General features: G+C 69.6%; 10 protein-coding genes, 1 tRNA gene and 1 riboswitch. Of the genes, 8 read left to right on the top strand and 3 right to left on the bottom strand.

Annotation, left to right across the window (positions count from 1 at the left end; translation table 11 throughout):
- Positions 1–134: 134 nt before the first annotated feature.
- From O7631_RS05525 to O7631_RS05545, 5 genes are all read left to right on the top strand, one after another.
- The gene (locus O7631_RS05525) at positions 135–398 is read left to right on the top strand and encodes a cell division protein CrgA (protein ID WP_278143289.1); all 264 of its coding nucleotides are present in this window, start codon (positions 135–137) and stop codon (positions 396–398) included.
- A gap of 215 nt (positions 399–613) precedes the next feature.
- The gene (locus O7631_RS05530) at positions 614–2,812 is read left to right on the top strand and encodes a (Fe-S)-binding protein (protein ID WP_278147851.1); all 2,199 of its coding nucleotides are present in this window, start codon (positions 614–616) and stop codon (positions 2,810–2,812) included.
- Positions 2,813–2,923: 111 nt separating this feature from the next.
- On the top strand, positions 2,924–4,243 hold the full coding sequence (locus O7631_RS05535) for a hemolysin family protein (RefSeq protein WP_278143290.1): 1,320 nt from the start codon (positions 2,924–2,926) through the stop codon (positions 4,241–4,243).
- Complete coding sequence (locus tag O7631_RS05540) at positions 4,236–5,237, top strand: hemolysin family protein (protein WP_278143291.1); 1,002 nt, start codon at positions 4,236–4,238, stop codon at positions 5,235–5,237. Before O7631_RS05535 ends, O7631_RS05540 begins: the two co-directional genes overlap by 8 nt.
- Positions 5,238–5,404: 167 nt before the next feature.
- Entirely contained in the window at positions 5,405–6,418 is a 1,014-nt protein-coding gene (locus tag O7631_RS05545) for a C40 family peptidase (protein WP_278143292.1), read from the top strand.
- Between the two features lie 55 nt (positions 6,419–6,473).
- Here O7631_RS05545 and O7631_RS05550 read toward each other — a convergent pair whose 3' ends face one another.
- Positions 6,474–8,453, bottom strand: a complete 1,980-nt coding sequence (locus O7631_RS05550; RefSeq protein WP_278143293.1) for a peptidoglycan recognition family protein — start codon at positions 8,451–8,453, stop codon at positions 6,474–6,476.
- Between the two features lie 236 nt (positions 8,454–8,689).
- A riboswitch (cyclic di-AMP (ydaO/yuaA leader) is annotated at positions 8,690–8,825 on the top strand.
- Between the two features lie 13 nt (positions 8,826–8,838).
- Here O7631_RS05550 and O7631_RS05555 point away from each other — a divergent pair.
- Positions 8,839–9,879: an NlpC/P60 family protein gene (locus tag O7631_RS05555; protein ID WP_278143294.1), complete on the top strand. Its 1,041-nt coding sequence runs from the start codon at positions 8,839–8,841 to the stop codon at positions 9,877–9,879.
- Between the two features lie 59 nt (positions 9,880–9,938).
- Here O7631_RS05555 and dcd read toward each other — a convergent pair whose 3' ends face one another.
- Positions 9,939–10,517 (bottom strand): dCTP deaminase, encoded by a 579-nt coding sequence (dcd, locus tag O7631_RS05560; RefSeq protein WP_030332009.1) that lies wholly within the window; start codon positions 10,515–10,517, stop codon positions 9,939–9,941.
- 99 nt (positions 10,518–10,616) lie between these two features.
- On the opposite strand from dcd, the gene O7631_RS05565 reads away from it, so the two are divergent.
- A complete protein-coding gene (locus tag O7631_RS05565; RefSeq protein ID WP_278143295.1) occupies positions 10,617–11,174 on the top strand; it encodes a pyridoxamine 5'-phosphate oxidase family protein in 558 nt (185 codons plus the stop codon).
- Between the two features lie 67 nt (positions 11,175–11,241).
- On the opposite strand, the gene O7631_RS05570 is transcribed toward O7631_RS05565, so the two are convergent.
- A complete protein-coding gene (locus O7631_RS05570) occupies positions 11,242–12,222 on the bottom strand; it encodes a zinc metalloprotease (protein WP_278143296.1) in 981 nt (326 codons plus the stop codon).
- Between the two features lie 204 nt (positions 12,223–12,426).
- On the opposite strand from O7631_RS05570, the gene O7631_RS05575 reads away from it, so the two are divergent.
- Positions 12,427–12,500 (top strand) — tRNA-Gly (locus O7631_RS05575).

Raw genomic sequence — 12,500 nt, forward strand, 5'->3', positions numbered from 1 at the left:
ACCGGCCTGACCCCATTCATGGTCCGGACGGGCAATCGGGACTACGCTAGCTGTCGAACATTATTGGCCATGGACCGTCGCCCCCGCGCCCGGTTGTCAGGCCGGACGAGGTCGTCACCCCTCTGGAGAGCGCCGTGCCCAAGTCTCAGGTCCGTAAGAAGAAGGTGTACACCCCGCCGACGGACGTTCGTCCGACCACGGCGGCGTCGTCGCGCAAGCCTAGCCCGGTGTGGTTGCCGATCACCGCGGTCGCCTTGATCGTCGTCGGCATCGGCTGGCTGGTGCTCTACTACCTGTCTGAGCAGCAGTACCCGGTGATGGCGTGGGGTTACTGGAACCTCGCTGTCGGCTTCGGTGCGATGGTCGCCTCGCTGGGGCTGCTCTCCCGCTGGCGCTGAGATCCCGTCTCGGAGCCGCCGCTCCGGCGGTTCCGCAGCACCCGCCGCATCGAGCCCCTGACCGGCAGGCTCGGGGGAAGCCACCTATGGTGTCCGCAGGCAGCGTGGCCTACTGCGAGATGACTCACGTTACTGCTGGGTAACCTTCGCGTAGGCTGCATTGCATGACCGAGCGCAGCGAGGTCATCAGGCAGCAGACCGGGGAGGCCAACTCGATGGGCAGCGTCCAGATCGTCACCACGATCCTCGCGGTCGCCATCACCGCCGTGGCGGTGTGGCTTGCGGTGCGTGCGGTCGTGAAGATGACGGCAGTCATCCGGCTCGGGCAACCCGCCCCGGAGCGGTTCTCCGACAAGGGCGCCCGGACGAAGACCATGCTGGTGGAGACCGCCGGTCACACCCGGATGCTCAAGTGGGGCGTGGTGGGCGCCGCGCACTGGTTCGTGATGGTCGGCTTCATCGTGCTGTCGCTGCTGGTGCTCGAGGCGTACTTCGAGGTGGTCACCCCGACCGGCGGGCTGCCGATCATCGGGCACTGGACGATCTTCGGGTTGGCCACCGAGATCATCACCGTGCTGGGCCTGATCGGCATCCTGGTGCTGATGGTGATCCGACTCCGCAACCGGCCGAACCGGCCCGGCGGGCGGTCCCGGTTCACCGGCTCGACCATGTGGCAGGGCTACTTCGTCGAGTGGATCGTGCTGCTGGTCCTGATCTTCGGCTTGGTGATCCGGGGCTTCAAGGTCGCCACCGACCACTTCGAGTACCCGCTCTGGGCCACCCCGGTCAGCCATGCGGTCGGCGCGGTGCTGCCCGACTGGTCGGACGGCGCCAGCGTCGCCGCGCTCATCAAGATCGCCATCTCGATGACCTGGCTGATCGTCATCTCCCTGAACGTCACCATGGGCGTCGCCTGGCACCGCTTCCTGGCGTTCCCCAACATCTTCTTCAAGCGCGAGCCGGCCAAGCCGGCCGGCTCCGGCCTCGGCGCGCTGCGCCCGATGACGAGCCAGGGCAAGCCCCTCGACTTCGAGGAGGCCGACCCGGAGAAGGACCAGTTCGGCGTCGCCCACGTCGAGCAGTTCAGCTGGAAGGGCCTCCTGGACTTCAGCACCTGCACCGAGTGCGGTCGCTGCCAGTCGCAGTGCCCGGCCTGGAACACCGGCAAGCCGCTGTCGCCCAAGCTGCTCGTGCTGAGCCTGCGTGACCACGCGTACGCGAAGGCGCCCTACCTGCTGGCCGGCGGTGGCAAGGACCTGACCGGCGAGGAGAAGGCCACCCAGGCCCAGCTCGCCCACCTGGACGTGCTGTCGCTCGCCGAGGGTGACAAGCCGTTGATCGGCGACGCCGAGTCCGGTGGGGTCATCGATCCGGACGTGCTCTGGTCCTGCACCACCTGCGGGGCCTGCGTCGAGCAGTGCCCGGTGGACATCGAGCACGTGGACCACATCGTCGACATGCGCCGTTACCAGGTGCTGATCGAGTCGAGTTTCCCGTCCGAGGCCGGCGTGATGCTCCGCAACCTGGAGAACAAGGGCAACCCGTGGGGTGCCCCGCAGAACACCCGCGAGGACTGGACCAAGGGCCTGGACTTCGAGGTGCCCCGGGTCGGCGAGGTGGACGACTTCGAGTACCTGTTCTGGGTCGGCTGCGCCGGCGCGTTCGAGGACCGGGCCAAGAAGACCACCCGCGCGGTGGCCACGCTGCTCAACGAGGCCGGGGTGAAGTTCGCGATCCTGGGCGAGGGTGAGACCTGCTCCGGCGACCCGGCGCGGCGGATCGGCAACGAGTTCGTCTTCCAGATGCTCGCCCAGCAGAACGTGGAGACGCTCAACGAGGCGTTCGAGGGCCGGGAGAAGGCCAAGCGCAAGATCGTGGCGACCTGCCCGCACTGCTTCAACACCCTAGGCAACGAGTACGGCCAGCTCGGTGGCGAGTTTGAGGTGGTCCACCACACCCAGCTGCTGGCTCACCTGGTCGCCACCGGCAAGCTCACCCCGGTGCAGCCGGTCGACGGCGGTGTCACCTACCACGACCCCTGCTACCTGGGCCGGCACAACCGGATCTTCGCGGCCCCTCGCGAGGTCCTCGGGGATGCCATCGCGGGCGACCTCACCGAGATGCCGCGGAACAGCGAGCGTTCCTTCTGCTGCGGCGCGGGCGGTGCCCGGATGTGGATGGAAGAGAAGATCGGCAAGCGGATCAACGTGGACCGGGTCGAGGAGGCCATGGCCACCGGGGCGAAGACGGTGGCCGTCGGCTGCCCGTTCTGCTCGACGATGCTCAACGACGGGGTCAACGGCAAGGGCGCCGGCGAGCAGGTCGAGGTCATCGACGTGGCGAGCGTGCTGCTCCGTTCGGTCAAGCCGGAGCAGCCGCAGGGCGGCCGGGAGGCCGCGCCGATCGGCGGCTGAGACGCGTACACCTGGGATGTGAACATCGACGACGGCGGCCCCCTGCGGGCCGCCGTCGTCGTGCAAGAATCCTCGCCGAGGTGAGGCGACATCGACGGCCTACTCTGGACGATGCTGTTGCCGCTGGTCGGCTTCGTCGCGCTGACCGCGGGCAACGCGTTCTTCGTCGCGGCCGAGTTCGCCCTGGTCACGGTCGATCGCGCGGAGATCGACAGGCGGGCCGCCGCGGGCGACCAGGCCGCTCTGACGGTACGCACGGCGCTGCGTGAGCTCTCCTTCCAGCTCTCCGGCGCGCAGCTCGGCATCACCATCACGGCGCTGCTCACCGGCTACCTGGCCGAACCTGCCCTGGCCCGGATCTTCACCCCGTTGCTGCGCCCGCTGGTCGGGGAGAACACCGAGCGGTTCACCCCGTTCCTCGCGTTGGCCCTGGCCACGCTGATCTCCATGCTCTTCGGCGAGTTGGTGCCGAAGAACGCGGCGCTGGCCCGGCCCATGCCGGCGGCGCTGGCCACCGCCGGTCCGATGCACGCCTTCTCCCGGGCGTTCGGCTGGTTGATCCGGGGGTTGAACGGGTCGGCGAACCGGCTGGTCCGGGCATTCGGGGTCGAGCCGCAGGAGGAGTTGGCCAGCGCCCGTTCGCCGGAGGAGTTGGGGCTGCTGGCGGCCATCTCGGCCCGGGCCGGCGCACTGCCGACGGACACCGCGATGCTGCTGCGCCGCACCATCCGGTTCGGCGACAAGCGGGCCGCCGAGGCGATGACCCCCCGGGTGGACGTGGTCGCGCTGCGCGCCACGGCCACCGTGGCCGAGCTGCTGGAGGCGTCGCGGCGCACCGGGCGGACCCGCTTCCCGGTGTACGAGGAGACCCTCGACCTGGTCACCGGGGTGGCCGGTGTGCCCGACGCTCTGGGCGTGCCGCTGGCCGCCCGGACGTCGACGATGGTCGGCGCGGTGGCCCGCGAGCCGGTGTACGTGCCGGAGAGCCTCGATCTGGACGGCGTGCTCGCCGCGTTGAAGGCGGCCGGCGCCGACCTGGCCATCGTGGTGGACGAGTACGGCGGCACGGACGGCGTGGTCACGATCGAGGACCTGGTCGAGGAGTTGGTGGGGGAGATCGCCGACGAGTTCGACCCGGCGAGCGTGGACGAACCCGGTGCGGGCGAGCTGACCGTCCCCGGTGGCGAGCGCACCGTGCTGGTCGACGGAATGCTCCGCTCCGACGAGGTGGCCGAGCAGACCGGTTTCCGGCTGCCCGACGGGCCGTACGAGACCCTGGCGGGGTTCCTGATGGCCCAGCTCGGCCACATTCCGCTGGCCGGTGAGACGGTCGAGGCGGGCGGCTGGGAGTTCACCGTGGTGGAGGTGGAGCGGCACCGGATCGAGCAGGTCCGGGTGTTACGCCCGGCGGAGCCGGACGACGATGACTGAACTGCTGGTGACCGCGCTGCTGCTGCTCGGTAACGGGTTCTTCGTGGGCAGCGAGTTCGCGCTCATCGCCTCCCGGAGGACGGTGATCGAGCCGCTGGCCGCACTGTCGAAGCGGGCGCGGTGGGCACTGTCGGCGATGAACCAGATTCCGCTGATGATCGCCGGCGCGCAGCTCGGCATCACCGTCTGCTCGCTGGGGCTGGGCGCGATCGCCGAGCCGGCCCTGGCGCACCTGCTGGAGCCGCCGTTCCACGCGGCCGGGCTGCCCGAGCGTGCGGTGCACCCGGTGGCGTTCGTGTTGGCGCTGGGCGTTGTGGTCTTCCTGCACACGGTCGTCGGCGAGATGGTGCCGAAGAACATCACGCTGGCCGGTCCGGAGGTTTCCGCGCTCTGGCTCGGCCCGGCGATGTTGGCGTTCTGTGTGGCGACCAAGCCGCTGCTGCTGGCGATGAAGTGGGCGGCCCGCCGGGTGCTCGCGTTCTGGCGCATCGAGGCGTCCGAGGCGGTGAAGACGGTGTTCACCGCCGAGGAGTTGGCCGGGCTCGTCTCCCAGGCGCGTACGGAGGGTCTGCTCGACGAGGAGCAGCACGTCCGGATCACCGGCGCGCTGGCCCTGCACAGCCGAACGGCGGCGGACGCGCTGCAACCGTGGTCGACGGTGGTCACGGTGGCCGACGACGTGTCGCCGGCGTCACTGGAGGTGCTGGCGACGCGGACCGGCCGGTCGCGGTTCCCGGTGGTGCAGCGGTCGACCCGCCGGGTGCTCGGATTCGTGCACGTCAAGGACGTCCTGGGGTACGCCGGGCGAGGCCGTCGGTCGCCCGTGCCGGCCCACGTCTACCGGCCGCTGGCGGTGGTGCCGCCGGAGCGTACGCTGGCCGACCTGCTGCTGGCCATGCGCCGCGAGCGGCGGCACATGGTGCTGGTCAGCGACGGCCGGCGCCCTCTGGGTGTGGTCACTCTCGACGATGTATTGACCGCAATCGTTGGTTGAATGACGAATACCCTTGGTGTGCAAGCAGTTGCACGACAGTGATGGTTCCTGTGCTCGCCTTGATTACCGCTGCGAGCTTCCCTAATGTGGGGCACCGACCGCTGTGGGTCGTCTGCCTCGGCCCTTCCCTCACGCGAGGCGCCCGGCGGTCGGTTGCAAAGGAGTCGGTGCCGGTGGCAACCATGCCCCCTCATCGTCACGACCTGAAGACGTCTGCTCGACCAGGGCGCCTCCGCCGCGGCGCCCATCGCCTGCTTGTCCTGGTCGCCGCCGCCGCGGTCGGCGCCGGTCTGCTCGCCGCACCGGCGCACGCCGATCCCACGGTCGACGAGATCGAGGCGCAGATCGACAAGAAGTGGGAGCAGTTGGAGCCCACGATCGAGCAGTACAACAAGGTTCGGGCGCAGCTGAAGGTCAACCGGCAGAAGTCGGCCGACCTGCAGAAGAAGATCGAGCCGCTCGCGTTGCAGAGCGAGCTGGCGCTCAACCGGGTCGGCGACCTCGCCTCCCGCTACTACATCTCCGGCCCGTCGCACGACATCGGTTCGCTGCTGGTCAGCGTCAAGCCGGACACGCTCACCGAGCAGCTCACCGTGCTCGACCGGCTTGCCGCGCAGGAGCGCAAGGAGGTCGAGGGTGTGCTGGCCGTGCGGGCCAAGTACGACGGCGAGAAGCAGAAGCTGGACGCACTGATCGTCACCCAGACCACGCAGCAGAACGAGCTGGCGGCGAAGAAGAAGCAGATCGACGCCGAGATCAAGCAGCTTGAGGCGTCGATGCCCAAGACCACCGTCAAGACCGCGGGCTGCCCGACCATCAACGGTGTGACCAGCTCGGCCGCCCAGAAGGCGATCCGGACCGCCTGCCAGCAGGTCGGTGATCCGTACGTCTGGGGTGCCACCGGCCCGAACTCGTTCGACTGCTCGGGGCTGACCCAGTACGCCTACAAGTCGGCCGGGATCTACCTCACCCACCACACCGGTGACCAGTGGAACGAGGGCAAGGCCATCGCGCGAGCTGACGCCCGACCCGGTGACCTGGTCTTCTTCTACTCCGGCCTGACGCATGTCGGCCTGTATCTGGGTAACAACCAGATGGTGCACGCGCCACGTGCCGGTAAACCGGTGCAGGTGTCCAGCATCAACACGATGCCGGTCGCCGGGTTCCGCAGACCTGGCTGATCCAGATCACGTACAACGACGGCCCCCGGTCACCGACCGGGGGCCGTCGTTGTTGTCAGCGGGGCGCGCCCACCGGGGAGGGCATCAGCTGCACGTCAGCGAGGTCGACGTACATGATCCGGTGGCCGAACTGGATCTGCGCGTAGCGGTTCTTGCCGCGGATGACCGTCCAGTCGCCCGGCGACGAGCCGTCGAACGTGCTGGCCCGGTAGTACTCGCCGGCCAGCACCGCGCCCACGGCGTACCGCTGTCCGGCGGCCAGGGTGTACTGCAGCGGCGAGATCGTCTGGTAGGGCACCCCTTCCGGGTACGCCGCCTGCTCCGGGTACGCCCGTCCGTACACGGGGACGGTCGTCCGTCCGGGTTTCGGCGTGGCCACGACGCCGACGGTCCAGTTGGCGGTCGGCGCGGACGCGGGGTTGTGGAACCAGGCCCGCTGCCCGAGGTACCAGATCGCGGTCCAGTCGCCCTGCCGTCCGGCGAGCGCGTACGTCTGCCCGGCGGATGCCCGGGCCCCGTGGTCGGACACGGCCATCGTGTTCGGGGTGCCGTCCGGCCGGAGCGCGATGTCGTTGACCAGCGGCGCGTCCGCGGACGGCCCGCTCCGCAGCACCACCGACGATGAGCCGCGCGGCGCGCACGGAACACCTGCGGTGACGCATCCGGTGAACGCCGGTTGGTTGGTGGCGTAGTCCGGGTCGATCCGGACCAGCCCGGTGGCCGGGGTGCCGGTGTCCAGCCGAGGTGCGTGCAGCAGGTCGAAGTAGTGCGTCCAGTCCCAGTACGGGCCTGGATCCCAGTGCATTCCCCGCACGGTCGAGGCGACGGTGCCGGGCACGTTGTCGTGGCCGATGATGTGCTGGCGGTCGAGCGGGATTCCCAGCCGCAGCGCCAGGTGCCGGACCAGCTTCGCCGAGGTCCGGTACATCGCCTCCGTGTACCAGGTGCCCTGCGCGGCGAAGCCCTCGTGTTCGAGACCGATCGACTTGGCGTTGACGTACCAGTTGCCCGCGTGCCAGCCGACGTCCTTGGTCTTCACGTGCTGGGCGATGTGCCCGTCGACCGAGCGCAGCGAGTAGTGCCAGCTCACGTACGTCGGGTCCTGGACGAGTTGCAGGGTCGTCGCCCAGCTCGCCTCGGTGTCGTGGATGACGATGTACTCGATCTTCTGCCGGGCGGGCCGGTCGGAGAGATCGTGGTTGCCGTAGTCCCCGTCGCCGAACGCCTCGTAGGGCGCGGGGATCCACTCGCAGGAGATGGTGCGCGGGCATTCCACCCCGTCCGGGCGGGCCAGCCGGCGTAGGCCCAGCCGGTCCAACCAGGAGCGCTGGGGTTGTACCGCGATCGCCGGCAGGGTGATTCGCTGCCCGTCGTCGGTCACCCGTGACTCGCCTGCGGCGATGGTGGTGAAGACCTCGTCGGCGAAGGCCGCCGCGGCGTCGGCGCTGTCCGCACCGGCGTAGCGGGCCACCGCGCCGTACCAGGCCGCCGGGTCGGTGTCCGCGCCGACCGGCGCACCCAACTCCCGCTGGTACGCGCTGAGCAGCGCGGCCCCGCCCCGGATGTTGACCTCCGCATCGGTGCGCAGCGCCTCGGGGGCGGCGCCGGTCAGCGCGGCTGCGGCGTCCACGGTCTGCAACGCGGCGGCGGCCGGCCCGGGAGTCTCGGCGGGCCGGGGCGCGGGTGCCAGGGCGGGCCGGGAGTCGTCGCCGCGTGGGTCCTCGGCACCGGCGTCGTGGTGGCCGCGCCCGGGTAGAGCGGCGACGTGGCGGGCGTCGGTCAGGTGCATCGGGCCGTAGCCGCCGCTCGTGCTCGGTGTGCCGGCGTTGCTGTCCCAGCGGGACTCCAGGTAGGAGACGCCGAGCAGCACACCGGTCGGTACGCCGTACTCGCTCGCCGCGGCGGCGTACTGCTGCTGGCGGTTGGCGGTGGGTGCGGCGGCGGCCGCCGCCGAGAGTGGCACCGCGCTCGCGGCGGCGATGACGGTGGTGGCGAGCAGTGCGCGCCAGCCGGTCGACAGGGTTGGATGGTGCATCGAACCCCCTAGATTCTCGCGGGTAGAGGTCAGGTCACCATCGCGCCGCTGGAGAGTCCGCGTCAATAGCTTTCCATGTATCGACTTGTTCAGAAAGAAATCTTCATTCCGGGCCGCTGGCCCCCACGCGATCGGTACGGAGTGTCACGGCCCCACGGGTTGCGGATTGGTAACAGGCGTCTCTACTCTGGTCATTCGTCGGCCCGATAGCAGCTCCGCCCAGCCCGGGCGGTAACGGACCGACACCGCCGAGTCGTTTCCGAGCGAACCGGGGACCCAGGTCCCTCGGGGTGAATCCGCAGCCACTGCGGTAGGGCGCCGACTTCCCGCCCGAACCCGTCAGCTAACCCGGTAGGCGGTCAGGAAGAAGGAGTACGGAACCCCGGTGGCACTCCATGCCCCGCGGCCGTCGTCCGAGCGGTCGGCAGCAGCCGGCCCGACGCCGATCGTGCCGCGCCCACGCTGGTCCCGCTTCACCACCGCTCTCGCCGCACTGGTCGGCGTCGCCGTCGTCCTGACGGGCACCGCCACGGCGGCCCACGCCGACCCGTCCGTCGCGGAGATCGAGCGTCAGATCGACGAGGACTGGAACAAACTCGAACCGATCATCGAACGGCACAACGCCACCCGGGCCGACCTCGCCGTCAAGCGCAAGCAGGCCGACGCTCTGGCCGCCCGCATTGCCCCGCTCGAACAGCAGGTCGACGCCGCGATGGACAAGGTCAGCGCCCTCGCCGTGCGGGCGTACAAGGGTGAGACCGTCTCGACCGTCAACGCGATGCTGGGCAGCCGGTCGCCGAGCGAGGTGGTCAGTCAGCTCGAGATGCTCGACCGGTTCGCGCACAACCAGCAGCAGGACGTCCGCGAGGTGGCCGACCTGCGGGACGAGTTGGCCGCGCAGAAGGCGCCGCTGGACGACATGGTGGCCCAGCTGACCCGTACCGAGGCTCAGTTGGCGGCGAAGAAGAAGCAGATCAACGAAGAGATCGACCGGCTGCAGAAGCTCCGCCTCAAGGTGTACGGCAACGGTGGCGGTGGCTCGTTGCGCCCCGCGCCCTGCCCCGGCACTTATCCCGGCGGGGCCGCGGGTGTCGCGGTGAAGTTCGCCTGCGCACAGATCGGCAAGCCCTATGTGTGGGGCGCCGAGGGACCCAACTCGTACGACTGCTCCGGTCTGATGCTGGCCGCCTGGGCGAAGGCCGGTGTGTCGTTGCCGCACAACGCTGCCCAGCAGAGCCGCGTCACCAAGGACGTCAGCAAGGGCGACCTGCGCCCCGGCGACCTGGTCTTCTACTACAGCGACATCCACCACGTCGGCATGTACGTCGGCGGCGGCTGGGTCGTGCACGCCTCGCAGGCCGGCCAACCGGTCAAGATGAAGAAGGTCGACGACGGCCCGATCCACAGCTACGGCCGTCCAGGCTGATCGGGAGTGACCGAAGGGCCCGTCGCGATCCGTCGCGGCGGGCCCTCGTCGTCACGGGTTCAGCGGGTCGGCCAGGTGCGCCAGTGCTGCCAGGCGCGGCTGGGCGTCGGCCCCCGCTGACCCTGGTAGCGGGATCCGTAGACCACCGAGCCGTACGGGTGCTCGGCCGGCGAGGAGAGCCGGAAGATGCAGAGCTGCCCGATCTTCATGCCCGGCCAGAGGGTGATCGGCAGGTTCGCCACGTTGGAGAGTTCCAGCGTCACGTGTCCGGAGAAGCCGGGGTCGATGAAGCCGGCGGTGGAGTGCGTGAGCAACCCGAGCCGGCCCAGTGAGCTCTTGCCTTCGAGTCGGCCGGCGAGCTGGTCGCCCAGGGAGATGACCTCCAGCGTCGAGGCGAGCACGAACTCCCCCGGGTGCAGCACGAACGGCTCGCCGTCGGGCACCTCGACCGCCGAGGTCAGGTCGTCCTGCTGCATCGCCGGATCGATGTGGGTGTAGAGGTGGTTGTTGAAGACCCGGAACAGCCGGTCGAGTCGGACGTCGATGCTGGAGGGTTGGACCAGGGTGGGCTCGAACGGCTCCAGGCCCAGCGTGCCGGCCTTGATCTCGGAGACCAGGTCGCGGTCGGAGAGCAGCATCGGACCACCATAGCCGCGTTGCCGAAACCGGCCGGATTCGGTGCCGGTGACCAGCGCGTCGAGGTCGCCCGTCGTACATTTGTTCGATAGAATGCTCGCATGGCTTCCTGGTCCGATTTCGCCGCCGACGAGCCCCGACTCGCCGACGGGATCCGCGTTCTCCTCCAGCAGTACGGGCCGGGCTTCGGCTACCTGGCCACGGTCCGCGCAGACGGTGGGCCCCGGGTCCACCCGGTCTCCCCGGTCATCACGGACGAGGGTCTCTTCTGCTTCATCATCGACTCCCCGAAGCGCCGTGACCTCGAACGCGACGGCCGTTACGCGTTGCACTCGTTCCCCCCGGAGGAGAGCGACGACGAGGCCTACCTGGCGGGGCACGCTCGTCCGGTGACCGATCCGGTCCGGGTCGCGCGGCTGGCGCAGAGTGCCCGGGCCGAGCAGCAGGTCGACTGGCGGTTGTTCGAGTTCACCGTCGACGTGGCCATGCTGACCCGCCGCGAGCAACACACCGTCGGTGTCCCGGGTGTCGCGCCGAGCCGGCCGGCCGTCCGGGTCTGGCTGGACCCGCGCGCCCCGTCGGCGACGGCCGAGCCGCTCGCCGTGCCACAGACGCGCCCGACCCGCCTCAGCCGTGACGTGCAGTGCACGGCCGCCTGACCGGGGCTCCAGCGCGACGGTGTCGGCTCCGTCGTGACGGAGCCGACACCGGTTGTACGCGGAGCGGCTAGGCCGCGCGGTAGGCGTTCCACGCAGTGATCATGCGGCTGGCCTGACCGGCGGTGAACTGGTACATGCACGAGTCGTAGGTGTAGTCCATGAAGTTGGTGATCGGGTCCAGCCCGGTCGCCGAGCACGTGTTACGCCCGGTCGGGCACTGGTACGCCGGCGACGCCTCGGCCGGAGTGTCGCTGACGCTGTCACCCGAGCCGCCGCAACCACCCTGGAAGGTGTGGTAGAGGTTCAGCCAGTGACCGACCTCGTGGGTGCCGGTGTCGCCCTGGTTGTAGTTGGTGGCGGTGCCGCCCGGCAGCGACTCGTTCAGCGCGACCACGCCGTCCATGCTGCTCAGGTTCCGCTGCGGGAAGGTAGCCCAGCCCAGCAGGTCGTTGCTCAGCTCGCCGAGGTAGATGTTGAGGGTGTTCTTGCCGCCCACCCGCAGCGAGGACTTCATCGACCGTTCCGCCGACGAGCCCTGCACGATCGGGTACCAGGACGGGTTCGTCACCCGGTTGATCTTGTCGAGTCGGAACGCGAACGCGGTGACCGCTCCGCCCGTCGCACCGGCGTAGGCCTGGTTGAGCACTGTGATCTGTGAAGTGATCATCGAGTCGGGGATGTTGCCGCCGGCCCGGGTGCTGTTCTCCTGGATCACGTGCACCACCACCGGGACGGTGACGGTGGCCAGTGCCGTCGCGCCGGCGCCGGTGCGGAAGTTGGCGCGCTCGCGCTGCGCCGCCGCCAGGTCGGCCTCCCGTTCACGGACCTGCTGCGCGGTCAACTCGTTCGGGTCGTGCTTGGCCGCCGCGCCGGGCTTGATTCGGGCGTTGGCGTGGCCGTCGGCCGGCTCCGCGCAGGCGTCGGGCGCTGCGGAGAATGCCGAAGCGGCAGGAACGACACCGACCGCAGCAGTGCTGAGCAGCAGCGCGAGGGTAGTCGATGCGACACCGGCGGCACGCCGGGTCAGCAGGTTGGGACGAGGTCCCATGGGCCCACCTCTTTCTGGCGGCGCGGCAGGGGGTGTGTCACGCCGTGGCTGGCAAGGTGTGGCAGACGTTACATCCCATCGACGTATTTGAGAACGAGCATATGTTGCCGTCCGGAAACTTTTCCTCTGGTGCGTCGGGGTGACGAGCTCGCCGGGGGTACCTGGGTGCACCGGCTCGACCACTCGGGTACAGTGGTGCCGCTTGCGGGTGTAGTTCAATGGCAGAACATCAGCTTCCCAAGCTGACAGTGCGGGTTCGATTCCCGTCACCCGCTCCA

It is taken from the genome of Micromonospora sp. WMMD967 (assembly GCF_029626165.1).
GTDB classification, from domain to species: domain Bacteria; phylum Actinomycetota; class Actinomycetes; order Mycobacteriales; family Micromonosporaceae; genus Micromonospora; species Micromonospora taraxaci.